Genomic DNA, 24,026 nt, shown 5'->3' on the forward strand with positions numbered 1-24,026 from the left:
AGGGAGAAGTAATGGTTTTATCTGATTTAAGTGTATACCTGAGACTTTCATTGCAGAGGGCTTTGTTGGGAAACGTGACCCCTAATATTAGAGCCGTTATTGCTGAATTATCTGGTAAGAACATTAGCTTACTTTTTTATTTTGAAGGTGAAGTTGATGATGACGACGAAGAGCTTGCGTCGGTAATAGAAACGGAAATTATTGCCGATTTTGATGATGATTTTACTGTAGATACAACAGTTCAGCGCCTTGATTCTCCACAGAGGATAAAGAATACAAATGGTTTACTGGTATATCTAAGAAAAGAGTAATAATGAAGATCCCGGCTCTGTGCTGGGATCGTGTTATCAGCCGTCAGACTTGCCCACAATGCCCGCCCCCGCGCCTGTACACCGGCAGTTCGCCGGTGTACAGGCGCTCAACGGTAATAGCAGCGGCTGACATCGCTGCTATGATGCGGGGTGCAGGTACAAACACCACGGCGAGGCGGTAGCGTGCCGGGGGCGAAAACCGCGTATCGGGGCGTTGGGTCCAGTACAGCAAAATGCAGCAGGAAAACTGGGTTGTAACTTGCTGAGTACACAGGAAAAACTGTCGTTCACAGGCTGACTTCGCAACGGAAAAAGTTGTTGTTGAGAATAACTCGTTGAGCAAGGATAAGCCCGGTATCTTTGATATCAATCCGATGCTGAAAATTGGGATTGAGGATGTTGACGGAGAGTTGATGAAAGGTGGCGGTGGAATCGCTAATGGTCTGCCTTCACATAAACAATCAGAAAAGGATGTTGGTAAAGACCTGGGAGCTAGGGGCAATTTGGCCGGGATCTCAAAAAAAGCATGGAACTAAAACGGGTCTATTTACACTGTGCGCCGGGGTTTTTCCCCGATAATTCCCCATTGCTTCCCCATACAGAAAACAGGCATAAAAAAACCAACCGTAGAAGGTTGGTTTTTTTGGGGAATTTTGGTCGGCACGAGAGGATTTGAACCTCCGACCCCCGACACCCCATGACGGTGCGCTACCAGGCTGCGCTACGTGCCGACACTTATGGCTGCTAATACTACTGCTTTCCACCACGAATGCAAGAGGATGGACTGCTAACTGATTTATAATTAATCAGTTAGCGATAAATCGTTTCTCATCCGTCAGCACTTGCAGCAGCAAACTTAGCTGCGGTTTCTGATCTTTAATTTTCTCGCCGCGTAAATTATAGGTCTGGTAATTACCGTTGTTATTAAGCACCAGCGTCATCTCTGGTGTGGTAATGGCCATGGTGCTGCTGTCAGCTGCCGTGACCCAGTAATGGCGGCGTGTTGCATTAAACAAATCCTGACCCTGTGAGTACTCGCTTGCTGGGGTACTGACGTGGAGCAGGCGCTGCATCAGTGTTGTCATCAGGTCAGTATGATCGGTCAGGCTATTAATACGCTGCGCAGGTGTTCCCGGCCAGTGAATAACCAGAGGCACCTGTAGATGGCCACGCGACCAGGCAAAGTTATTCTCTTCCTGCGTCAACGGCACGCCCCGGCCCGCGGTAATAATGACCACCGTGTTGTTCAGTTTGCCGGAGTCACGCAGGGCGCTGAGTATACGGTTGATGTTGGCATCCACATCTTGCGCCGCGCTGGCGTAGCGTTTGGCAAAATTCTTCTGGTTGCTGTCATCAAGGTTCGTTCCGTTAAAGGAAACCCATGAGAACCAACGGTTATCATCTTGCGCATAGCGGCCCAGCCAGTTAATCCACTGGCTTGCAGTTTGTTGATCAGATTGCGTTTGCACGTTTGGCATCGAAAAGTCTGACAGCAATGCCTGGCGATACAGTGGGCTAGTGAAGCCATCAGAGGAGAACAATCCCAACTGATAGCCTTGTTGATTCAGCGCAGAGATTAGCGCGGCAGGCGTTCGGGTCGACAAAATGCCGTCCATGTAGCTTGGTGAAACGCCATAAAACAGGCCAAAAATCCCGTTGTCGGCAGTATTTCCCGAACTCATGTGGCGCGTAAAGGAGATATTCTGCCCGGCAAATTCTGCCAGAGCAGGCATTTGCTGTTCAAAGCGCGAGTAGTTCAGACCGTCAACGGTGATCAGCAGGACATTCTGACCCGTTCCCATATCACGGTAACGCAGCTCACTGAGCGGATACTGGACGGAGACCGCTTCCGGATTACCCTGTTCAATCAGGCGGCGTTGATACTCTTGCGCATCCAACAGACCATGTTTTTCCAGAAACTTACGCGCCGTCATCGGGTAAGAGAGCGGCAGGTTTGCGCGCTGCATGGTAATCGGGCGATAGAAGTTGGCATCAGCCCAGATGTACACCACGTGCGAGGCGATAAAGCAAATGAAGAAGAATGCGGCTAACGGTTTGGCAAAATGGCGGCGACGCGTCAGGCTGCGCAGTTTCTGCCAGCTCCAGGTCGCAAACAGCATTTCGATTAGCAGAATGATTGGCACACTGATAAACATCAGTTGCCAGTCACGCGCCGCTTCATTCTGGTCAGGGTTAATGACCAGCTCCCAGACGATGGGGTTGAGATGCAGGTGGAAGCGGGTGAACACTTCGCTGTCGATGAGCAACAGCGTCATACCTGCTGTCGCCAGAATGGCTGATAAGAATCGCATCAGCCTCTGGGACATGACGATAAACGTCAGAGGAAACAGGATTAGCAGATAGGTGGCAAACACCAGAAAACTAAAATGTCCGACCAGGCTTACATAGGAATAAACACGCCCTGCAAGCGTTGTCGGCCAGTCGGCGACAAACAGGTAACGGCTACCGAGTACCATGGCCAACAGAATGTTGAACAAGGCAAACCAGTGCCCCCAGCTAACCATCTGGGAGACTTTCTCACGGTAGCGCTGACGATGAGTTACCATAAACTGTTGTTCGTTTCCCCGGAGCAGGCTCTTAATGCGCTTGGTCGTCGTTTACCGAAGACTGCAATGCGCGGGCAAAAGAGTTGGCAATCGCCTGGCGCTGGGCCGGTGCGATGCTTGTATTGATAAGGTTAGTCACCATATTTCCCAATACCATCAGGGAAAGATCGGTTGGCGCCTTATGTTTTTCCAGTACGTTGAGCATCTCATTCAGCAGTTGTTCAACGTGTTCGTCACTATAGCGGGAAATTTGTGGCATAAATCGAAATCAGTCTGTTCATGAAAGGGCAACATATTACCGTACAGACAGTTTTTTTTCTGCTTTTTTATCTTCTATTGCGTCACTGCCCGGCAGGTGGTTGAATACCGCCCGGTCTAAAAGGAGAGTTTATCATGAGTCTGGATATCAACCAGATTGCCCTGCACCAGCTTATCAAACGTGACGAGCAGAACCTTGAGCTGGTCTTGCGCGATTCATTACTGGAACCGACAGCGACGGTTGTCGAGATGATGGCTGAGCTGCACCGGGTGTATAGCGCCAAGAATAAAGCCTATGGCCTGTTTAGCGAAGAGAGTGAACTGGCGCAAACGCTGCGTTTACAGCGTCAGGGTGAAGAGGATTTTCTGGCATTTAGTCGTGCCGCGACCGGACGCTTGCGGGACGAGCTGGCGAAATATCCTTTTGCCGACGGCGGTATTGTCCTGTTCTGCCATTACCGTTATCTGGCGGTAGAGTATCTGTTGGTCGCCGTGCTGAACAATTTAAGCAGCATGCGCGTCAATGAAAATCTGGATATCAACCCGACGCACTATCTGGATATCAATCATGCGGATATCGTCGCGCGTATTGATTTAACCGAGTGGGAAACCAATCCGGAGTCCACGCGCTATCTGACGTTCCTGAAAGGGCGGGTAGGGCGCAAAGTCGCCGATTTCTTTATGGATTTCCTCGGTGCCAGCGAAGGTCTGAATGCCAAAGCGCAAAACCGTGGCCTGCTGCAGGCAGTGGACGACTTTACTGCCGAGGCGCAGCTCGATAAAGCTGAACGCCAGAACGTGCGTCAGCAGGTGTACAGCTACTGCAACGAACAGCTACAAGCCGGTGAAGAGATCGAGCTGGAGTCGCTGTCCAAAGAGCTTTCCGGCGTCAGTGAAGTCAGCTTCAGCGAATTTACCGCAGATAAAGGCTACGAGCTGGAAGAGAGCTTTCCGGCGGATCGCAGTACGCTGCGTCAGTTAACCAAATTTGCCGGAAGCGGCGGTGGGTTAACCATCAACTTCGACGCCATGTTACTGGGTGAACGTATTTTCTGGGATCCGGCTACAGATACTTTGACCATCAAAGGTACGCCGCCGAACCTGCGCGATCAGCTCCAGCGTCGCACGTCGGGCGGGAAATAAAACCGTTTGCCGGGTGAGAGCGTATACGCCTTATCCGGTCGACGAGAACCATCAGTATCGATTACAAAATCCCATAAAAAAACCCCGCCTTGGCGGGGTTTTTCTTCAACTTGTTTGCGATTACGCGCGAACGAAGTCGATGTGAGACAGCTTCGGCTTGAACGGGTGACGCTGTACAGCCTGAGCTTTAACTTTAACTTCTTTACCGTCAACAACGATGGTCAGAACTTCGCTGTAGAATTCAGCTTTAGCTTGCATGTTCATAACTGCATCGTGATCCAGTTCGATAGCAATCGGGGCTTCTGCGCCACCGTAGATGATTGCCGGGAACTTGTTAGCGGCACGCAGGCGGCGGCTCGCACCCTTACCCTGCTCTTTACGTACTTCAGCGTTGATAGTAAACATTTAAATCTCTCTTTAATAATTCCTGCTACAGGCGACCCAGCAACAGGTAAGTGATCTGCTTTGCGTATGCAAAAGCGGGCGAGATTCTATACTCAAACGGCTGGTACATCAATCAAAAGTACGATTAACCGCGTAATTCATGTGCCCGACGAAAGCGTCCTTCATAATCGAAGACCTTTTCACGGACCTGCCAGTACTGACCTTTCATGCGCGCGACCACGAAATCAGGATGACGTAACAGCGCTTGCTGGGCGAGGATATCGGCGGCGGTTATCCAGCGTAAGGGAATGCCGGGCGTTCGGGTGTGCGGGCGAATAAACAGTTGCTCGAAGGCTGTACGCTGCGCGGGAGTATGCAGGCGAAAGCGTTCGCTGACGTCGGCGCCATCTTCATCGTAATAGGTAATTTTCAGCCATTCGCCTTTTTCATCCTGCCCATTTTGTAGCGCCATCCCGCTGCAGCGCAGAACCAGCGCATCTTTAAGCCTGAGCGCGGCTTTCAGCATGTCATCCGGGTCAACCAGTACCGCGTCGCACTCCCGACAACGGCGGGCGGCGATGTCATTTTCCGCGTTGCACTGCGGGCAGTTTTTAAAACGAAAACGAAAATCGCACTGTTCGCGATGGCCGTCATCATCTTCAAACCATCCCTGACAGCGGCGGCCAAAGTGCTCAATCAGCGTGCCGTCGGCCGTTGTTTTGCCCCAGAAGGTGTTGGCAAATCCGCAGGCAGGACAGAACACCTGTACCGGAACGTTGTCACTTTTCCCTTTCGGCGCACCCACTTCCGGGGCGTACAGATCGTGCGGATTCCCGGCGTAATCAAGGATCAGACAGTCGGTTTTACCCGGCGCCAGGCGCAACCCTCGTCCAACGATTTGTTGGTAAAGGCTAACTGACTCGGTCGGGCGCAGAATGGCGATAAGGTCGACGTGCGGGGCATCGAAGCCAGTGGTCAGGACCGACACATTCACCAGATAGCGAAAACGTTGGGCTTTGAACTCTTCAATCAACACGTCGCGTTCAGCGCCAGGCGTGTCCCCGGTGATAAGCGCCGCATCATCAGCAGGCAGCAGGCCGACTATCTCTTTGGCGTGCTCAACGGTAGCGGCGAAAATCATTACCCCTTTGCGTGTCTGAGCAAACTCGACAATCTGGCTGATGATATGCGGCGTTATTCGCTGCTGCTTTTTCAGTTCCTGATTCAGGTCCGCTTCGCTAAACAGGCCGTTACTTTGCGCCTGCAGGCGGCTGAAATCATATTGTACGACCGGCATGTCGAGGCGTTCTGGCGGCGTCAGGTAGCCATGTTTAATCATGTAGCGCAGCGGTAATTCATAAATGCAATCGCGAAACAGTGCTTTTTCATCGCCGCGCACCATTCCGTGATAATGAAAATGATAAATCCAGCCTTTGCCCAAACGAAAAGGCGTGGCGGTAAGCCCGAGCAGGCGTAAGTGAGGGTTTACGTTGGTCAGGTGTGTCAGGATTTGTTGATACTGGCTCTCTTCATCATCACCAATGCGATGGCATTCATCGACGATGAGCAGGGAGAATTCTCCCTGAAAGGCGTCCAGATTGCGCGCCACCGACTGTACGCTGCCAAATACCACTTTCCCGTGACTCTCTTTACGCTTCAGACCTGCGGCAAAAATATCGGCTTCCAGCCCCAGCGCGCAATATTTCGCGTGGTTTTGCGCGACCAGCTCTTTGACGTGCGCCAGTACCAGTACGCGACCCCGCGCCACGCGGGCCAGCTCGGCAATCACCAGGCTTTTGCCTGCGCCTGTGGGGAGGACGATAACTGCCGGAGTACGGTGATGGCGAAAATGGTTGAGCGTGGCATCCACGGCTTCTTTTTGGTAAGGACGAAGAGTAAAAATCATGGGCTCACAATATGTAACAGTCTCGCGTATAGTATGCCACGAATCTTTTTCCCTTGAGGGAAGTTGTTAGCTCGTTATACTGAGCGGAAAACGGCTCCACTTTTCGGGCATAACGCCCGATTTCCGTATTGTTACAGGCAAAATCACACTCATGCGACTTGATAAATTTATCGCTCAGCAACTCGGCGTCAGCCGCGCTATTGCCGGGCGTGAGATCCGTGGTAACCGTGTTACCGTCGACGGCGAAATCGTCAGAAATAGCGCTTTTAAGCTACTGCCAGAGCACGACGTAGAATATGACGGTAATTCCCTGGTTCAACAAAATGGCCCGCGCTATTTTATGCTGAATAAGCCCCAGGGTTATGTTTGCTCAACGGATGACCCGGATCACCCGACTGTGCTCTATTTCCTTGATGAACCAGTGGCCTACAAACTGCATGCGGCAGGGCGTCTGGATATCGATACCACCGGACTGGTGTTAATGACCGACGACGGACAGTGGTCTCATCGCATCACTTCGCCACGCCACCATTGTGAGAAAACCTATCTGGTGACGCTGGAGTCGCCAGTGGCAGATGATACCGCCGAACAGTTTGCCCGTGGCGTACAGTTGCACAATGAGAAAGACCTGACCAAACCCGCCGTGCTGGAAGTGATTACGCCGACTCAGGTACGTTTGACCATCAGTGAAGGGCGCTATCATCAGGTTAAACGTATGTTTGCCGCCGTGGGTAACCACGTTGTGGAACTGCATCGTGAACGCATCGGTGCCATCAAGCTTGATGAGGATCTGGCGCCCGGAGAATACCGTCCATTGACCGAAGAAGAAATCGCCAGCGTTAACTTAACCCCGCGTTAATTTCAGGAGCTAAATGTGACCACCCGGCAGAACTCTTCAATTGCCATTGTTTTTATCCTTGGCTTATTGGCCATGTTGATGCCGTTGTCGATTGATATGTATCTTCCGGCACTGCCGGTGATCTCTGCTCAATTTGGCGTGCCGGCAGGCAGCGCGCAAATGACCCTCAGTACCTATATTCTGGGGTTCGCGGTTGGGCAGTTGATCTATGGTCCGATGGCCGACAGCATCGGGCGTAAACCGGTGATACTGGGCGGGACTCTGGTGTTTGCGGCAGCAGCGGTCGCCTGTGCGTTGGCGCAAACTATCGATCAGTTGATCACTATGCGTTTCTTCCATGGTCTGGCGGCTGCGGCGGCAAGCGTGGTCATCAATGCCCTGATGCGCGACATCTATCCGAAAGAAGAATTCTCGCGCATGATGTCATTTGTCATGCTGGTGACGACGATTGCGCCACTGATGGCACCTATTGTGGGCGGTTGGGTGCTGGTATGGCTGAGTTGGCACTATATCTTCTGGATCCTCGCTGTGGCGGCGATTCTGGCCTCGGTGATGATCTTTACGCTGATCAAAGAGACCTTGCCCGTAGAGCGTCGCCAGCCGTTTCGCTTGCGCACGACTCTGGGCAACTTTGCCTCGCTGTTTCGCCACAAGCGCGTGCTGAGTTACATGCTGGCCAGTGGGTTTAGCTTTGCCGGGATGTTTTCTTTCCTGAGCGCCGGACCTTTTGTCTACATTGAGATCAACCACGTTTCACCGCAGAATTTCGGCTATTACTTCGCGCTGAATATTGTGTTCCTGTTCGTGATGACCATCATCAACAGCCGCTTTGTTCGGCGGGTTGGTGCACTAAATATGTTCCGTACCGGGCTGTGGATCCAGTTTGTGATGGCGGGCTGGATGGTATTCAGCGCGCTGTTCGGCGTTGGATTCTGGGCACTGGTTGTCGGTGTTGCGGCGTTTGTAGGTTGTGTGTCGATGGTGTCATCAAATGCGATGGCGGTCATTCTGGATGAGTTTCCACACATGGCCGGGACGGCCTCATCGTTGGCGGGGACGTTTCGTTTTGGCATCGGCGCGATTGTTGGCGCGCTGTTATCTCTGGCAACCTTTAACTCGGCCTGGCCAATGATATGGTCGATAGCGTTTTGCGCCACCAGCTCAATTCTCTTCTATCTCTACGCCAGTCGCGCCAAAAAACGGTGATCTATTACACAACCTGGGGGTCATAAGGCCTCCAGAGTTGATGTACATCAACCGCAAATCTATCATTTTCCCCGCTTATGTTTATTTTATGTAAAATCAATTTATGTAAAAAGTCACATCATTGTAGTTAAAAAGGTTGAGTTAGATCGCAGAAACGAGTACATATAGCGCGGAAACATGCCTGAACCGTTGAATAAATTTAAATAGTGGGTTCGGAAAGCGGCATAAAGACTGGGTGTAAACGTTTACCAACTGTCTAAAGACGTATTGTCAATGATGTGTTAATATTGATGTAAAATAATTGTGAAGTGATTGTACTTCCAGGGAAAGAAAGTGATGACATTACAACTCTCAATCGTTCATCGTCTGCCGCAGTGCTATCGTTGGTCGGTGGGTTTCGCAGGTTCAAAGGTTGAACCGATTCCGCACAACGGTCAGAGCAATGAGAACAGCCTGGTGGCCCTCAAATTGCTTAGTCCTGATGGTGACAGCGCATGGTCAGTCATGCATAAACTTAGCCAGGCTCTCAGCGACATTGAGGTACCTTGTTCCGTGCTGGAATGTGAAGGGGAACCGTGCCTGTTTGTGAATCGCCAGGATGAGTTTGCCGCGACCTGCAGACTGAAAAATTTCGGCGTGGCCATCGCAGAACCGTTTTCAAACAACAATCCGTTTTGAGCGTCAGCTTAGCGCGAGCAGCTGACGCGTATAGGCCTGTTGTGGCGCGTTAAATACGTGCTCGCATTGCCCCTGTTCCACGACTTCTCCCTGCCGTAACACAATTACCTGATGGCATAATGCACGTACAACATGCAAATCATGGCTGATAAAAATATAAGCCAGACGATGCTTTTCCTGTAAGGACTTTAACAGCGTGAGGATTTGCGCCTGTACGGTTCTGTCGAGCGAGGATGTTGGCTCATCCAGAATGATCAGCGAGGGTTTGAGAATCAATGCCCTGGCAATGGCTATGCGCTGGCGTTGACCGCCAGAAAACTCTGCAGGATAACGATGGCGGGTTTCGCTATCGAGTCCGACTTCAGCCATCACTGCTTTTACCTGCGCTTCACGCTGTTCAGCGGAAAGCGTTGGCTGGTGAACGCGCAATCCCTCTTCAATAATTTGTAATACGCTCAAACGCGGATTCAGTGAAGAGTTGGGGTCCTGAAAGACCACCTGAATGCGGTGACGTACTGGCAACAGTTGGCGGCGATTTAAGGTATGCAGCGCCAGACCATCGAACACAATACTGCCTTGCGATGTGATTAATCGCAGTAGCGCCAGACCAGTGGTACTTTTCCCGGAGCCTGATTCACCCACCAGTCCCAGTGTTTCACCGGGTCTGAGGGTAAAACTGACGTTGTTAACCACGACGTTATGATCCACCACGCGCTTGAGGATACCCTTGCGTACGGGAAAGGCGACCCTGAGCCCATTCACTTCCAGCAATGGCGGTTGTCCGGCGGCTAAAGGGACTGGATCGCCGGAGGGTTCGCTATTTAACAGTTTCTGTGTGTAGGAATGGGTTGGCGCGGCAAGCAGTGGCTCGGCACGGTTTTGTTCAACGCATTGACCGTTCTGCATGACGGCAATGGAATCGGCTAGCTTTCTCACGATGCTGAGATTATGAGTGATGAACAGCAATCCCATGTTCAGCTCACGCTGCAACTCCCGCAGCAGTTGCAAAATTTGCGCCTGCACAGAGACATCCAGCGCGGTGGTTGGTTCATCAGCAATTAGCAGCTCCGGGCGGGTTAACAGCGCCATAGCAATCATTACGCGCTGGCGCTCACCGCCGGAAAGCTGGTGCGGATAATCTGTAAGGCGTTTCGCTGCATGGCGAATGCCTACACGATCCAGACAGGTCAGAATTTCTGCCCGTGCGGCTTCCCGACGCATTCCCCGATGCAGCGACAGCACTTCATAAAGCTGCTTTTCCAGGTTGTGGAGTGGATTTAGCGACACCATTGGTTCCTGGAAAATCATGGCGATTTTATTTCCCCGCACACCGCGAAGCGTCTGCTCGTTAGCGTGAAGTAGTGATGCGCCGTGAAAGCGGATATCACCGGAGAGGTACACCGCAGGCGGCGTGGGCAACAGACGCAACACCGAAAGCGCGGTGACGCTTTTACCTGAGCCGGACTCGCCCACCAGCGCCAGCGTTTGTCCGGCATCAACGCGCAGTGACAGACTGTTGACCACGGTGCGCACGGTGTTCTGTTGGCGAAAACCTACCGATAAATTGTCAATAGCTAACAGAGGTTGTGTCATCTTAAATCGCCTTATTGGGATCAAATGCGTCGCGTACCGCTTCACCAATAAAAATCAGTAGCGATAATAAGAGGGCAACGGAGATGAACGCGGTGATGCCAAGCCACGGCGCCTGCAGGTTGTTTTTACCCTGCAACAGCAATTCTCCCAGTGATGGCGAGCCAAGCGGTAATCCAAACCCGAGAAAATCCAGCGAGGTGAGTGTGGTGATTGAGGCACATAAAATAAACGGTAAAAAGGTCAGGGCGGCAACCATCGCATTGGGTAGCATATGACGCAAAATAATACTGCTATCGCTAACCCCGAGCGCCTGAGCGGCACGAATATAATCAAAGTTTCGGGTGCGCAGAAATTCCGCGCGTACCACGCCCACCAGGCTCATCCAGCCAAACAGCACGGTGATCGCTAATAGCCACCAGAAGTTAGGCTGAACGACGCTGGATAGCAAAATAATCAGAAACAGCGTTGGCATACCGGACCACACTTCGATGAACCGTTGTCCCCACAGGTCTACCTTACCGCCATAATAGCCCTGTAGCGCGCCAGCCATCACCCCCATGACGCTGGAACACAGGGTCAGCATCAAGCCAAACAGAATTGAGATGCGGGTGCCGTAAAGGATACGCGCCAGCACGTCACCACCATTTGCGTCAGTACCCAGCCAGTTTTGCGCAGAGGGTGGAGAGGGGAAGGGCTTATCGGTGGCAAAGTTAATGCTGGTAGCACCGAACCGGATGGGGGCCCATAGTATCCAACCCTGTCTCTCCAGACGGTGTTGCAGCCACGGATCCTGATAATCAGCCTTTGTTGCTAACGGGCCGCCGAAATCGCTCTCACTGTAGTTTTTAACCAGAGGGAAATACCAGCTGCCGTCATAGCGTACCAACAGCGGCTTATCATTAGCGATCAGCTCGGAACACATGCTCAGGCCAAACAACACCAAAAAAATCCATAATGACCAGTAGCCGCGGCGGTTATGACGAAAACGCGCCCAGCGGGCCTGATTGACGGGGCTTAATCGCGACATTAGCGTCCCTCAAAATCAATACGAGGATCGACCAACGTATAGCTGATATCACTGAGGATATTGAGCAACAGGCCAATCAGGGTGAAGATGTAGAGTGTGCCGAACATCACCGGGTAGTCGCGCGATACGGTAGATTCATACCCCAGTAATCCCAGACCATTAAGCGAAAACATCACTTCAATCAGCAGTGAGCCGGTGAAAAACATACTAATAAATGTGGCGGGAAATCCTGCGATTACCAGCAACATGGCATTGCGGAACACATGCTTCCATAGAATATTTTTCTCACTAACGCCTTTGGCGCGCGCAGTAACGACATACTGCTTACGAACCTCATCCAGAAATGAGTTTTTGGTCAGCATGGTCAGCGCGGCGAACCCACCTACGACGGTTGCCAGCACTGGCAGGGTAATGTGCCACAGATAATCGGTAATTTTTTGATACCAGGGCAGGGCATCAAAGTTAGCGGACACGAGCCCACGTAGCGGGAACAGGTCGTAATAGCTGCCCCCGGCAAAAAAAACGATCAGCAAAATGGCAAACAGAAAGGCCGGAATGGCATAGCCAATAATAATAAATGCGCTGCTCCAGACGTCAAAACGACTGCCGTTGTGAACCGCTTTGCGGATCCCAAGCGGTATCGACACCAGATAGATGATGAGCGTACTCCACAGCCCCAGGGTAACGGACACCGGGAGGCTGTCTTTGATTAGCGTAAGAACAGAGGCACTGCGAAACAGACTATCGCCAAAATCAAAACGGATATAGTCCCAGAGCATCTTGAAATAGCGTTCATGAATGGGTTTATCGAATCCGTAACGACGGGTAATTTCCGCGATGACTTCCGGATCCAGACCCCGACCGCCACGGTAGTTACTGTCGCTGATATTCCCTACGCCGGTTTGCGCGTGGCTGGCGCGAACACCTTCGCTGCCCGCACCGGGCAACGCGCCGCTTTGTCCGAACTCAATGGCGGCGACGGCCTGCTCAACAGGACCGCCAGGTGCTATCTGTACGATAAAAAAGTTGATAGTAATGATGGCCCAAAGCGTTGGGATCACCAGCAGCAGACGTCGAATCAAATAAGCGCCCATTTACTCTCCCTGTCGTCTGGCTGCGGGAAGCTTCGCCGCTTTGTTGACGTCATACCACCAGTTGTCGATGCCAATGGTATAAATCGGGCGGATCGCCGGATGCGAAAACTTATCCCACCAGGCGATACGATCTTCAGCCATGTACCACATCGGCAACATGTAGTAGTTCCAGGTTAATACCCGGTCCAGTGCCCGCCCCAACGGGATCAGTTTAGCTTTATTCCCTTGTGCGGCAATGATCTGGCTAATCAGTTTATCAATGACCGGGCTTTGCACTCCGGGCGCGTTATAGCTGGAGTCTATATATTCAGAGGCCCAGAGAATTTGCAGGTCTGAGCTTGGCCACGGCATTGCGCGATACAACCTTGGCATCATGTCATAGTCGCGACTGCGCAAACGGTTAGTGATTTGCGAGTTATCGACCTGGCGGATATTCATCGTAATGCCTAAGCGTTGCAGGTTGTGCTGGAACGGCAGCACCCACTGGCTGTTGCTACCTGCCGGGAGTAATAACTCGAAGGTCAGCGGTTTACCGCTGGTGCTATTTATCCGTTGTTGCCCTTTCAGTATCCATCCCGCCTGTTGGAGTAACGTATCGGCTTTCAACAGGTTTTCACGATCGTAGCCATCGCCTTTTGATTTTGGCGGCTGGTATATTTGGCTAAAGACCTCAGGGGGGATATCTTTTTTCAAAGGCGCGAGTATCACCAGTTCATCCGCATCTGGGTATTTTGTCGCGGCATATTCGGTATTCTGAAAATAGCTGTTGGTCCGGCTCCAGGCGTTATAGAACAGAGCTTTATTCATCCATTCAAAATCAAAGGCCAGCGTGATGGCTTCCCGTACACGTCGGTCACTAAACATTGGACGTTGAATATTAAAGGCTAACCATCGTGTATCCTGCGCGGACTCATTCTTTTGTTCGTCTTTGACAATGTAATGATTCGCGAAATTCTTACCGGTATAACGGGTTGCCCAATTTTTGGCATCGTTTTCAAGTCGCAGGTCGAATGCTCCAGCCTTAAATGCTTCAAAAGCGACGTTATCATCTAAATAGTAATCGTAGCGGATGGTATCAAAGTTCCAGCGTCCGCGATTGACGGGCAGGTTTGCCGCCCAATAATCTTTAACGCGCGAATAAACAATGTACTGTCCCATTTTCCATTGACTGATGCGATAAGGGCCGCTGGCGAGCGGTGGCGACGACAAGGGGTCACTAAGCCTGTGATCTTTCCAGTACTTTTCGGGCATAACGGGTAAGGAAAACAGGCTGAGCATATCCTCTTTGCCCGGTTTGGCGAGTTCAATTCGCACTGTTAACGGGGCAATTGCCTTTACCGTTGTCCCTTTGTAGACCAAACGAAACTGCGGTACGCCTTCGGTCATAAATTTATGGAAGGTGAATTCGACATCGCGTGCGGTAATGGGGGAACCATCGTGGAAACGGGCCCGCGGATTAATTGCGATTTCTACCCACGAATAATCATCGGCGTAACGCGCTCTGTCAGCGATGAGCGGGTAGTAGCTGCCGGGTTCGTCATCCGAGGTGGTAAACAGCGTATCGTAGAGCGTTTCGGTGCGTGCGCCAGGGTTGCCGCGCATCGAGTAGCGGTTGAAGTTGTCGAAGGTACCCAGGGCGGAGAGGGTGAGCTGCCCGCCTTTGGGGGCTGCGGGGTTTACATAATCAAAGTGATTAAAATTAAACGCATACTTAGGTTCGCCCAACACGGCAAAGGCGTAGCTTTCTTTGATGGATTGGGCATGAACGTTAAACCCGATAAGGGCGATAAACAGAAGCAGTACGCGAGGAATCATATCACAGAGGTTTCCTTGTCCTGCCACAACCCGACAGGCTTCTTGCCCGAGAAATAGCGGTTGGGGTGGCGAGTGAAAATATATAATCGCCTGGTGTGATCACCACGTTGGCTTATCGTATTGCGCCATCCAACGCACAAAATCATCAAGCATTAATGGGCGGCTGATCCAGTATCCCTGGAAGAAATGAACCCCGCGATCGCGCAGCCATCGGGCTTGCTCAGGCGTTTCTACCCCTTCGGCAACCGTCAGCATATTAAGACGTTTAGACAGTGTCAACACCGCATCCAGTACCGGAGACGTTAGGGTTTCTGTCCCAATGGCGTTGATAAATCCTCGGTCGATTTTCAGATAGTCAACGGTAAAGCGTTCCAGGTAAATGAGTGCGCTATGGCCGGTGCCGAAATCATCAATTGCAATTTCGAATCCGGCAGCGTGTAGCCATTCAAAAAGCTTTGATGCTTCATGCTGATTGAGCATATCGCGTTCGGTGATTTCGAGTACAACCTGGAAATGGTGTGGCGGCAGGGAGGCGTTCAGGCGCTGAATATCGTCTTTAAAGCTCTCACCATGCAGGTGCGTTGGGGCGATGTTGAGCCCGAGCTTTGCGCCTTGCGGTAACACGTTTTTTAATGCGGGGGCATCACGGGCCACCAGTTTGAACAAATGCTGCGTCAGCGGCACGATCATTTGCTGTGATTCAGCGTAGTGAATAAACGCATCTGGCGGGATCTCACCTGTTGTCGGGTGACGCCAGCGTAACAATACTTCAACGCCTTTTACTTCCAGCGTCTGCATTTCAACGACCGGTTGGTAGACCACATAAAACTGATCGTGCTTGATAGCGTTGAGAATATCCTTTCCCGGGCGTAAACGAACGGCGTAGTTGTAGTACCACAAAAGCAACCCGGTCATGATCCCGGCCATACATCCCAACATGACGGCATACCAGACGTCAGTGTACGTCCACTCTTGCGCGTATAGCCGGATCTTCATCGGGATCCCTTTCAGCGTCGTCTGGCGCCAGGTGGTATCCGGCAGCGCGGAGACGTCCATCAGTCGGGATGAAAATGTCGTGATAGCGGTATCACCAACAATAATTGCAATACCGTCAAAATCATCTTCTCGGGCGGTATAGAGCAGGTAAGGCGCCAGATTGATATTCAGTGAGGAAAACACGCCGCTATTCTTAAATGAAGGATTCCGCTGCCAAATCATGATCGCCGGATTGTCCGGCATCATCGGGGTACCGGACAGTAATTCCACATCGACATCTTGCTTGAGATCCAGCTTCGGAACCAGCGACAGAATAGGCGAGTCCATCGCGCCAGTTGCGGAGGAGCAGAAAGCAATACCATCTTTTACCAATAAAAAAGCGCGTACATTGAGGTTAAACGCTGCGCTGGCGGTCAGCCTGGCGGCAACTTGTTGGCAATTGTATGAGACTAGCGGCTGCAGGGCATCTGTTGTGCTTTTGAGGTCTGAGAGGTAACTGCTGATGTAATACTCGATATCGGAAAGAAGTGTTTCGTACTTAACATCTCGTTTGTGCCAGGTGGCAAAAAACTGCAGGGTGCTGACAAGTACCGCGACGACTACCCCCGTAAAAATACAGGTAAAAAGGACATTTCGACTGGAAGATGAAGGACGTCTGAACATAGTTCCTTATGTTTACCTGGGGTATCTGCTTATTATTAAACGGCTTGATCTGTAAAACTATAACCTGGATTGATCCGTATAGTGAGATTTTTCTTAAACATAGCGCAACGCAAAAAGCACTGCCGAAGCAGTGCTTTTGATAAGTCTCATCAGGATAGCCAAGGGATAGCTGCCAAACGAAATTAACTGCGGCTCAGGACCCGGCGAGCTTCGTTGTAACGTTTTTTCCAGTAAGGCTCGTTCATGCTGGAAATGATAACGCCACTGCTGGTCGAGGCATGTACAAACTGGTTATTGCCGATATAGATACCGACGTGACGGCCTGTGGAGCCCGCACGGAACAGAACCAGATCGCCTGTACGCAGATTAGTGCGCGAAACGGATTTGCCCGTTTCCTGTTGCTCGTAGGTTGAGCGCGGAAGCTCTAAACCAAATTGCTCGCGGAACGTACGCTGTACGAAGCTTGAACAATCAATACCTTTTTTAGTGCTGCCGCCAAGGCGGTAACGCACGCCTTTCCAGTCAGCGTACTGATCCATAATACGTGATTTAACATCGATATTACGTACCATACTTTCAAATTCATCCTGAGAGGCTTGCAGTGAAGAGTTATCTCCATTACCCACAGCATGCGTCTCAGAATGCATATTCTTCGCGGTGTTCGTTGTGCTACATGCAGAAAGCAGAACCGCAACTGCTATCGCGGGAATCCCCCGCAAGATATATCTCAAAATCGGTTGAGATTTGACCATTTTGTTTGTTTTCCCTTGAAGTCCTTAACGATAAATATCGTTATAAAAAATGCCAAACGTGACGAGACTAATTACCAACGCATGATGAGACAATTCTTTAAGGTCAAATCTGTGGCAGAACGCACAAATTTATTCTTATAGTGAATAATTATCCCGCGAGGCAAAACGAGTCTGAGGTTACCCGATCGCTCCGGTCATTGCGAGTGATTTTATGTGATTTCTTATAAGAAAAAGTGATACAGAAAGTGAATAAACTGCATTGGCTAAATTAAGAACAGATAGGGCAAAAAACACGCAATTCATTCATTTTAAACAGGAATAATATGACAGGAGAATGACAGTCAGAATGATAGTTTTCCGGCAGATATCATCAGGAAATCAGAAGTATCCCTGATGATGTTAATTACTCTGCGTTATTTGTTTAAAAATTGTTTGTTTTTGCCGGGAAGATAATGGGTAAACAGCATAACCAGGCGATCGCTTAATGGCGTCATTAACCACCAGGGCAAGCCAATCAATACGACGGTCATTGAACCTACTACGATATCTGTGAGCCAATGTGCGCCGATCATTACGCGTGGAAAGGCAAAAACCACAGTGATAATAAGGCCGATGATTCCTGCGACTTTTCCGAAATAACGCAGCATAAATGCGGAAAAAATAAGCAGCATCATGCCGTGATCGCCAGGAAAACTGTCTCTGGACGCATCTTTTGTTGAAATATGCAGCAGCTCGCTGACGCGATTAATATTATCGAATGTGAGAGTGGGGCTGGCGCGCTTAACCGGAATAAGCGCCTGGCCCAGTTGGTTTAATATCACCGCTGTTAGCAGCATCACCAGCCCAATTGCCACAATACGGCGACGGCCTTCCTGCGTTTCTTTTAGCCAAAAACTCAGCATTAATGTACCCATCGCCAATAATGAACAGCCGTCAAATGCCCGGTTATTGGTGATAGCGACGATCCACAGGAAGAGCGGGCTCTCAACCAGCTTATGATTGAAGAAGTGGAAGATGCCCGAATCAAGAGAAAACCAGAACCCATGCCCGTGTGGAAGATACCAGGACAGAAATAGCGCCAGACCAGCAATATTAAGCAGGAGTATGAGTGGGTATCGGGTTTTCATCGTCGTTTACCATTGCCATAAAACGGAGGCAACCTTACGCGCCAACGTCTAAACGAAGCCTCAACAATGCACTCTGTAATGCATTCCAGTCGGTCTCGGTATCGGAGATGAGTTCAATACGGCTATCAGGAGGGGCGACGTTTTGCGTCTCAATATGCCAGTCTTCACCCTGACGATTGATACGCACCAGCCCCTCTTTAATACGCATCACTCCCTTTACGCGGCCGACAGGGGCGAGACGTGACCATTCCAGCAGGCCGATGGTATCGAACACCGTGTCAGCGTCAAAAATCCAGCCGCAGGCCTGATGCCCCTGACCGCTGTTCAGACTGCGACGCCAGCGTTGCTGCGCAGGCAGGCTTAGTGCTGCCAGCCCTTTTTTATCAGCATGCTGGTGAGTATGTGCCGCGCTGGAGGGAAGCGCCGTCAGATTCAGCCGGGGCAAATCCAGGAGTTGTCCGTCGATTTGTCCATGATCGGCATGAACTAACTGGCGGTTACCGCCGTAGTGCTGCCACCAGGTTTGCAGCGCAATTTCGCTTTCTGTCGTGGCACGATCGGATTTATTGGCAACGATGATATCGGCAGAGGCCAGCTGATCGCGGAAATTCTCATTCGCTACGCTTTTTTCATCCAGCAACAGGCGTGGATCCAGGATACAAAGCGTTGCGCGCAAGTCGATCCACGGTTCGTAAACCGGCGCGGTCAGTAAATCCAGAATCTGTTTGGGATGCCCGAGACCGGTGGGCTCAATCAGCAGCCGATCTGGTTTTCCCTGACGTAACAGCGTATTGAGGCCAACCTGCATGGGCAAACCATTAACGCAGCACATACAGCCGCCGGGGATCTCTTTGAGCATTGCGCCGCTGTTGGCGAGTAGTGCGCCGTCGATACCCACTTCGCCAAACTCATTGACCAGCACAGCCCACTTCTCTGCGGGATCTTTGTTGGCCAATAGATGAAGAATAGAGGTGGTTTTGCCACTGCCGAGAAAACCCGTGATGAGATTGGTTTTTGTCACGTTTACTCCAGAATCATAAATTACCGTAATGGCTGTTAACAATCCTGGCGAAAAACGGGGGAAAAGAGAAGGGCAGAGAGGACGAAGACGAACTTCGTCCTGTTTAATGGCAGAAATCGTTAACTTTTTAACGTCTCGATGACCGCCTGATGTGCACCGTATTGGGCGATACGTTGCCAGGCGCGTTCCACGGTATCGACGAAGTGTGGGTTCTGTGCGAGGTCAGTGGCGAAGATTTCGTGCAGTGAAAGCAGCGCGCTGACGCGTTCTGATTCCGTACTCTGTTCGACGATAGTGCGGATTTTGTCACTCATCGGGTCACGAATATCAATAATTGCACCTGAATCATCAATCCCGCTTACGTAGCGCATCCAGCCCGCAATGCCAAGTGCCAGCAGCGGCCACTCGCTTTGACGTGCTAAATGAACGCGAATCCCGTCCAGCATACGTTGCGGTAATTTTTGGCTGCCATCCATCGCGATTTGCCAGGTTTTGTGTTTCAGCGCCGGATTGGCAAAGCGTTCCAGCAGGCTGTCGGCATACTGGTCTAAATCAACATTGGTGATGCGCAGCGTCGGGGCTTGTTCGCTGAGCATCAGGCGGTGAGCCGCTTCGCGAAATGCGCGGTCCTGCATACAGTCGCTGATATGCTGGAATCCCGCCAGATAACCGAGGTAAGCGAGAAACGAATGACTCCCGTTCAGCATCCGCAGTTTCATTTGCTCCCACGGCAAAACGTCATCAACCATCTGTACACCGGCCGTTTCCCATTGCGGACGGCCGCTGACAAAATGATCTTCAATGACCCACTGAATAAACGGCTCGCAGCTGATTGCGCAAGGGTCTGCCACGCCTAATTCTCGGGCAATTTCATCCAGTGATTCTTCAGTCGCTGCCGGGACAATCCGGTCTACCATGGTTCCCGGGAAACTGACGTGCTCCCGAATCCAGTTAGCCAGTTCAGGTGAGCGTTTCTCCGCCATTCCCAGTACGGCGTTTTTTACCACATGACCATTGTCCGGGATGTTATCACAGGAGAGGACGGTAAACGGTTGCAGCCCACGTTGACGTCGGCGGTGCAGTGCTTCAACAATAATTCCGGGCGCGGAGTGCGGTTCAGTCGGTACTTGCAGATCGTGAATAATACGCGGGTTAGCGATATCGAGTGACCCGGTGGCAGGATCAATACAGTAGCCTTTTTCCGTAATGGTTAACGAGACAATCGCGACCTGAGGCTCGCAGAATTTTTCGATAATAGCCGCCAGTGAATCCAGCTTTGCATTCAGGCACTCGTTGACGGCCCCGACGATAATCGGCTGGTTGCCGGTCGCACCTTTTTCCAGCACGGTAAATAAATGATCCTGTTCACGTAGCTGGCTCATCAACCGGTCGCCGCTGAACAGGCTGATCTCACAAATCCCCCAGTCTCCGCCCTGCGAATTTAGCACCCGGTCAGTCAATAACGCCTGATGGGCGCGATGAAATGCACCGAAACCAAAATGTACGATCCGCGTTTTTAGCTGTTGGCGATCGTACTGAGGCATCATGACATTTTCCGCAAGAGACGCTGAGGCAATAGTCTTCATTTAATACACCTGATTAACCATTAATTAACAATGTCAGTATAAAGTTATATGACAACAAATTAAATTGGTGTGCCTCATTTATCCGGGTAGTGTGAGCTGGATCAATCAATGATGGGTGATATGTTGATCGTATACCGGATGCCTGTATGGTAGTCGTCATAAAAGTCGTTTAATTTGGTATAACAACTTGTGAGGTGAAGCAATGGAACAAACCTGGCGTTGGTACGGACCAAACGATCCAGTATCGCTTGATGATGTGCGTCAGGCTGGCGCAACGGGTGTTGTGACCGCCTTGCACCATATTCCAAACGGTGAAGTGTGGCCCGTAGAAGAAATTCAAAAGCGCCAGGCGATTCTGGCCGAAAAAGGGCTGACCTGGTCGGTGGTGGAAAGTATCCCCGTCCACGAAGACATCAAAACACAGTCCGGCCAATATCTGACGTGGATTGCAAACTACCAGCAAAGTATTCGTAACCTGGCGACCTGCGGTATTGATACCGTGTGCTACAACTTCATGCCGATCCTCGACTGGACGCGTACCGACCTTGAATATCAGCTACCGGATGGGTCCAAAGCGCTGCGTTTTGACCAGATTGCGTTTGCGGCTTTTGAATTGCACATTCTGCAACGTCCCGGTGCCGAAGCCGATTACACCCCTGAAGAGCAGCGCCAGGCGCTGGATTATTTCAATGCAATGACCGCTGCCAACATTGAAAAGCTGACCCGCAACATTATTGCTGGCCTGCCCGGTGCCGAAGAAGGTTATACGCTGGATCAGTTCCGCGCGCGCCTGGCGGAATATGATGGGATCAGCAAAGATGATTTGCGCAATAACATGGCTGTCTTCCTGCGGGCGATTGTGCCTGTTGCTGAGGAAGTTGGTGTACGTCTGGCAGTGCATCCTGACGATCCGCCAAGGCCAATCCTCGGTCTGCCACGTATCGTGTCGACCATTGAAGATATGCAATGGCTGAAAGAAACGGTAGACAGTATCAATAACGGTTTCACCATGTGTACCGGTTCGTACGGCGTGCGCGCCGATAACGATCTGGTAAAAATGATTGAGACCTTTGGCGATCGTATTCACTTCACACACTTGCGTTCAACCTGCCGTGAAGAAAACCCGAAAACCTTCCACGAAGGCGCACACTTGCAGGGCGATGTGGATATGGTATCGGTGGTGGCAGCTATTTTGAGCGAAGAGCAACGCCGTAAGAAAGCGGGTGATTTGCGTCCGATCCCAATGCGCCCGGATCATGGGCATCAGATGCTTGACGATCTGCATAAGAAAACGAATCCGGGCTATTCCGCGATTGGTCGCCTGAAAGGACTGGCAGAAGTTCGCGGCGTGGAGCTGGCGCTGAAAAAAACGCAGTTCCGCGATCTGCTGTAATTCGCCCAACACCAGGCGATAAATTGCCGGATGGCGCTTGTCCCGCCCCCGGCAATACTCAGGTGCGTTGTTATTGCTGTAATAACGCACACCTCTCCTGCTCCAGTACGTTTAATACCTTTCTGAGGTGCGGCACCTGCAGTCCGCCAAAACCAAAGAACATCACCGCATCGGAATTTTTTTGCCGCCACGCTGTTTCTGAGCCGTTTTCAATTTCCTGTAATGTATCAAAGCGCATCCCTGCCTGCAGGCAGCGCTGGCGTAGTTTTGCGATGACGTCAGGCGACCAGTCAATGCGTAATGAGAGATGTAACCCTGCCGTGGCACCATCGATCTTTCCTTCAGGGAACAGGGCTGATAAGCCATCACGCAGTAATGCGAGGCGTGCTGCATAGTTGCAGGCTAGCTTACCGAGATGGGTATAAAACACCTGGTTTTGCATTAACTCGGCTAAAAACTGCTGCAATAACCACTGGCTACCATTGTTGTTCAGCGCTTTCATATTTTGAACGGCGGGCAGCAGCTCATCGGGGCAAACGAGGTAACCGAGACGTGCCCCCGGTCCCAGCGTTTTTGAGAAGGTCCCCATATAGATAACCCGGTTGTGGTAATCCATGGCTTTCAGTGCCGGAAGGGGATTCTCGCCATACGTAAATACGGCATCGTAATCGTCTTCAATAATCCAGGCGCCCACTCGCTGTGCCCACGTGAGTAATGACTTACGTCGTTCAAGTGACAGAACACTGCCCATTGGATACTGGTGAGCAGGTGTCACATAACAAAGCTGGGTTTCAACCTCGGGTAAATTATTGGTGCACAGCCCGTGATTATCCACGGCAATAGACGTAATATCGGCACCATAATAATTAAACAGATGCCATGCGCCAGAATAACAAGGTGATTCGGCGACCACGTGACACTTTTTATTCTGGCTTAGTGCATGATGAATAATGAATATTTGACTGAGCAGTGACAACCCTTCCTGAATTCCATCAGTAATGATGATGTTTTGTGCACTGGTATTAATACCACGGGATAAATTAAGGTATCTGACAATTTGCTCACGCAATGAAAATAATCCATTTGGTGAATGATATCGAGTCAGTAGCTGCTCTTTAAGTACGCTGGGGGCATTATTCCATTTACGCCAGCTTGACCAGGGAAACGCATTGGGGTCAGGGACGCCCATCCGGCAATAGCACTCACGTCCCATTTCAGCGTAAACATCGGTAGAAACACCGGCAGGCTTAGGCTTTATCGGTGGTGAGCCTTCCGCAGATGGCACGTGTGTTGGGGGACTACGCATAGGTGCCGTAAATGTGACTTCATAGCCGATACCCTGCCTGCTCTTAATAAAACCGGCCGCCATCAGTTTTTCATACGCCATCACCACCGTGATTTTGGCCACGTTTAGCGTCTGTGCCTGTTCGCGGATAGAGGGCAGTTTATCCCCACAAAGCAAATCGCCTTGCTGAATTGCCTGAAAGTAGAATTGAAAGATCTGTAATTGTAGCGGGGTGCGACTTTCCCTATTGAGAAACAGTGCCAGCATGAGGAAATTCCTTGTTTAAACAATAGCGGCATATTACACGTTTCAGAATATTGCTATTTTGACACGCCTCATAGAGTTAAGGCTGTTCCTATAAT

The 24,026-nt window shown here is 50.9% G+C and carries 21 protein-coding genes and 1 tRNA gene; 7 read left to right on the plus strand and 15 right to left on the minus strand.

What is annotated here, in order from left to right; translation table 11 throughout:
• Positions 1–11 precede the first annotated feature (11 nt).
• Both HV041_RS04520 and HV041_RS24970 read left to right on the plus strand, forming a co-directional pair.
• Positions 12–311: a hypothetical protein gene (locus HV041_RS04520; protein ID WP_115601761.1), complete on the plus strand. Its 300-nt coding sequence runs from the start codon at positions 12–14 to the stop codon at positions 309–311.
• Between the two features lie 335 nt (positions 312–646).
• Complete coding sequence (locus HV041_RS24970; protein WP_226814018.1) at positions 647–847, plus strand: hypothetical protein; 201 nt, start codon at positions 647–649, stop codon at positions 845–847.
• Between the two features lie 118 nt (positions 848–965).
• Here the strand turns inward: HV041_RS24970 and HV041_RS04530 are convergent.
• From HV041_RS04530 to HV041_RS04540, 3 genes are all read right to left on the minus strand, one after another.
• Positions 966–1,042: transfer RNA gene (locus HV041_RS04530), tRNA-Pro, on the minus strand.
• A 75-nt stretch (positions 1,043–1,117) separates the two neighbouring features.
• Positions 1,118–2,878 (minus strand): LPS biosynthesis-modulating metalloenzyme YejM, encoded by a 1,761-nt coding sequence (gene yejM / locus HV041_RS04535; protein WP_061068183.1) that lies wholly within the window; start codon positions 2,876–2,878, stop codon positions 1,118–1,120.
• 31 nt (positions 2,879–2,909) lie between these two features.
• On the minus strand, positions 2,910–3,137 hold the full coding sequence (locus tag HV041_RS04540) for a YejL family protein (protein ID WP_003027506.1): 228 nt from the start codon (positions 3,135–3,137) through the stop codon (positions 2,910–2,912).
• Between the two features lie 134 nt (positions 3,138–3,271).
• Between HV041_RS04540 and yejK the strand changes: the two genes are divergently transcribed.
• Positions 3,272–4,279 (plus strand): nucleoid-associated protein YejK, encoded by a 1,008-nt coding sequence (yejK, locus tag HV041_RS04545; RefSeq protein ID WP_005129293.1) that lies wholly within the window; start codon positions 3,272–3,274, stop codon positions 4,277–4,279.
• A gap of 120 nt (positions 4,280–4,399) precedes the next feature.
• On the opposite strand, the gene rplY is transcribed toward yejK, so the two are convergent.
• Complete coding sequence (gene rplY / locus HV041_RS04550) at positions 4,400–4,684, minus strand: 50S ribosomal protein L25 (protein WP_003027502.1); 285 nt, start codon at positions 4,682–4,684, stop codon at positions 4,400–4,402.
• A 124-nt stretch (positions 4,685–4,808) separates the two neighbouring features.
• Positions 4,809–6,569 carry a DEAD/DEAH box helicase gene (locus HV041_RS04555; protein ID WP_165712405.1) on the minus strand — a complete coding sequence of 587 codons (1,761 nt, stop codon included), beginning with the start codon at positions 6,567–6,569 and terminating at the stop codon, positions 4,809–4,811.
• A 151-nt stretch (positions 6,570–6,720) separates the two neighbouring features.
• Here HV041_RS04555 and rsuA point away from each other — a divergent pair, with 151 nt between their 5' ends.
• The 3 genes from rsuA (at position 6,721) to HV041_RS04570 (ending at position 9,312) form a co-directional block, all read left to right on the plus strand.
• Complete coding sequence (rsuA, locus tag HV041_RS04560; RefSeq protein WP_086523393.1) at positions 6,721–7,428, plus strand: 16S rRNA pseudouridine(516) synthase RsuA; 708 nt, start codon at positions 6,721–6,723, stop codon at positions 7,426–7,428.
• Positions 7,429–7,443: 15 nt separating this feature from the next.
• Positions 7,444–8,634 (plus strand): Bcr/CflA family multidrug efflux MFS transporter, encoded by a 1,191-nt coding sequence (locus HV041_RS04565; RefSeq protein WP_048211138.1) that lies wholly within the window; start codon positions 7,444–7,446, stop codon positions 8,632–8,634.
• A gap of 333 nt (positions 8,635–8,967) precedes the next feature.
• Positions 8,968–9,312 carry a YejG family protein gene (locus HV041_RS04570; RefSeq protein WP_087051313.1) on the plus strand — a complete coding sequence of 115 codons (345 nt, stop codon included), beginning with the start codon at positions 8,968–8,970 and terminating at the stop codon, positions 9,310–9,312.
• Positions 9,313–9,315: 3 nt separating this feature from the next.
• On the opposite strand, the gene yejF is transcribed toward HV041_RS04570, so the two are convergent.
• The 9 genes from yejF to HV041_RS04615 form a co-directional block, all read right to left on the minus strand.
• Positions 9,316–10,905, minus strand: coding sequence for a microcin C ABC transporter ATP-binding protein YejF (gene yejF / locus HV041_RS04575; RefSeq protein WP_048211140.1), 1,590 nt, complete (start codon positions 10,903–10,905; stop codon positions 9,316–9,318).
• Position 10,906: 1 nt separating this feature from the next.
• Positions 10,907–11,932, minus strand: a complete 1,026-nt coding sequence (locus tag HV041_RS04580) for an ABC transporter permease (protein ID WP_061068180.1) — start codon at positions 11,930–11,932, stop codon at positions 10,907–10,909.
• Positions 11,932–13,026, minus strand: coding sequence for a microcin C ABC transporter permease YejB (locus HV041_RS04585; protein WP_040230596.1), 1,095 nt, complete (start codon positions 13,024–13,026; stop codon positions 11,932–11,934). Before HV041_RS04585 ends, HV041_RS04580 begins: the two co-directional genes overlap by 1 nt.
• Positions 13,027–14,841 carry an extracellular solute-binding protein gene (locus HV041_RS04590; RefSeq protein ID WP_121584827.1) on the minus strand — a complete coding sequence of 605 codons (1,815 nt, stop codon included), beginning with the start codon at positions 14,839–14,841 and terminating at the stop codon, positions 13,027–13,029. It lies immediately after the preceding gene.
• A 99-nt stretch (positions 14,842–14,940) separates the two neighbouring features.
• On the minus strand, positions 14,941–16,500 hold the full coding sequence (locus tag HV041_RS04595) for a cyclic di-GMP phosphodiesterase (RefSeq protein WP_121584826.1): 1,560 nt from the start codon (positions 16,498–16,500) through the stop codon (positions 14,941–14,943).
• Positions 16,501–16,682: 182 nt separating this feature from the next.
• Positions 16,683–17,252, minus strand: a complete 570-nt coding sequence (mepS, locus tag HV041_RS04600; protein WP_121584825.1) for a bifunctional murein DD-endopeptidase/murein LD-carboxypeptidase — start codon at positions 17,250–17,252, stop codon at positions 16,683–16,685.
• A 413-nt stretch (positions 17,253–17,665) separates the two neighbouring features.
• Entirely contained in the window at positions 17,666–18,379 is a 714-nt protein-coding gene (locus HV041_RS04605; protein ID WP_121584824.1) for a phosphatase PAP2 family protein, read from the minus strand.
• A 34-nt stretch (positions 18,380–18,413) separates the two neighbouring features.
• Positions 18,414–19,400: a GTP-binding protein gene (locus tag HV041_RS04610; RefSeq protein ID WP_121584823.1), complete on the minus strand. Its 987-nt coding sequence runs from the start codon at positions 19,398–19,400 to the stop codon at positions 18,414–18,416.
• Between the two features lie 119 nt (positions 19,401–19,519).
• Complete coding sequence (locus HV041_RS04615; protein ID WP_165712402.1) at positions 19,520–20,986, minus strand: fructuronate reductase; 1,467 nt, start codon at positions 20,984–20,986, stop codon at positions 19,520–19,522.
• 202 nt (positions 20,987–21,188) lie between these two features.
• On the opposite strand from HV041_RS04615, the gene uxuA reads away from it, so the two are divergent.
• Positions 21,189–22,379 (plus strand): mannonate dehydratase, encoded by a 1,191-nt coding sequence (gene uxuA, locus HV041_RS04620; RefSeq protein ID WP_121584821.1) that lies wholly within the window; start codon positions 21,189–21,191, stop codon positions 22,377–22,379.
• A gap of 70 nt (positions 22,380–22,449) precedes the next feature.
• Here the strand turns inward: uxuA and HV041_RS04625 are convergent, their stop codons facing one another.
• The gene (locus HV041_RS04625) at positions 22,450–23,931 is read right to left on the minus strand and encodes a PLP-dependent aminotransferase family protein (RefSeq protein ID WP_182294050.1); all 1,482 of its coding nucleotides are present in this window, start codon (positions 23,929–23,931) and stop codon (positions 22,450–22,452) included.
• Positions 23,932–24,026: the final 95 nt, after the last annotated feature.

It is taken from the genome of Citrobacter sp. RHBSTW-00029, assembly GCF_014104295.1.
In the GTDB taxonomy this organism is placed as follows: domain Bacteria; phylum Pseudomonadota; class Gammaproteobacteria; order Enterobacterales; family Enterobacteriaceae; genus Citrobacter; species Citrobacter youngae.

Coding starts and splice junctions, on each gene's coding strand:
- HV041_RS04585 (WP_040230596.1), bottom strand. CDS start 13,026: ATGGGCGCTTATTTGATTCGACGTCTGCTGCTGGTGATCCCAACGCTT.
- HV041_RS04625 (WP_182294050.1), bottom strand. CDS start 23,931: ATGCTGGCACTGTTTCTCAATAGGGAAAGTCGCACCCCGCTACAATTA.
- HV041_RS04615 (WP_165712402.1), bottom strand. CDS start 20,986: ATGAAGACTATTGCCTCAGCGTCTCTTGCGGAAAATGTCATGATGCCT.
- HV041_RS04605 (WP_121584824.1), bottom strand. CDS start 18,379: ATGAAAACCCGATACCCACTCATACTCCTGCTTAATATTGCTGGTCTG.
- HV041_RS04590 (WP_121584827.1), bottom strand. CDS start 14,841: ATGATTCCTCGCGTACTGCTTCTGTTTATCGCCCTTATCGGGTTTAAC.
- yejF (WP_048211140.1), bottom strand. CDS start 10,905: ATGACACAACCTCTGTTAGCTATTGACAATTTATCGGTAGGTTTTCGC.
- yejM (WP_061068183.1), bottom strand. CDS start 2,878: ATGGTAACTCATCGTCAGCGCTACCGTGAGAAAGTCTCCCAGATGGTT.
- rsuA (WP_086523393.1), top strand. CDS start 6,721: ATGCGACTTGATAAATTTATCGCTCAGCAACTCGGCGTCAGCCGCGCT.
- HV041_RS04520 (WP_115601761.1), top strand. CDS start 12: ATGGTTTTATCTGATTTAAGTGTATACCTGAGACTTTCATTGCAGAGG.
- HV041_RS04555 (WP_165712405.1), bottom strand. CDS start 6,569: ATGATTTTTACTCTTCGTCCTTACCAAAAAGAAGCCGTGGATGCCACG.
- HV041_RS04580 (WP_061068180.1), bottom strand. CDS start 11,932: ATGTCGCGATTAAGCCCCGTCAATCAGGCCCGCTGGGCGCGTTTTCGT.
- uxuA (WP_121584821.1), top strand. CDS start 21,189: ATGGAACAAACCTGGCGTTGGTACGGACCAAACGATCCAGTATCGCTT.
- rplY (WP_003027502.1), bottom strand. CDS start 4,684: ATGTTTACTATCAACGCTGAAGTACGTAAAGAGCAGGGTAAGGGTGCG.
- yejK (WP_005129293.1), top strand. CDS start 3,272: ATGAGTCTGGATATCAACCAGATTGCCCTGCACCAGCTTATCAAACGT.
- HV041_RS04540 (WP_003027506.1), bottom strand. CDS start 3,137: ATGCCACAAATTTCCCGCTATAGTGACGAACACGTTGAACAACTGCTG.
- HV041_RS04595 (WP_121584826.1), bottom strand. CDS start 16,500: ATGTTCAGACGTCCTTCATCTTCCAGTCGAAATGTCCTTTTTACCTGT.
- mepS (WP_121584825.1), bottom strand. CDS start 17,252: ATGGTCAAATCTCAACCGATTTTGAGATATATCTTGCGGGGGATTCCC.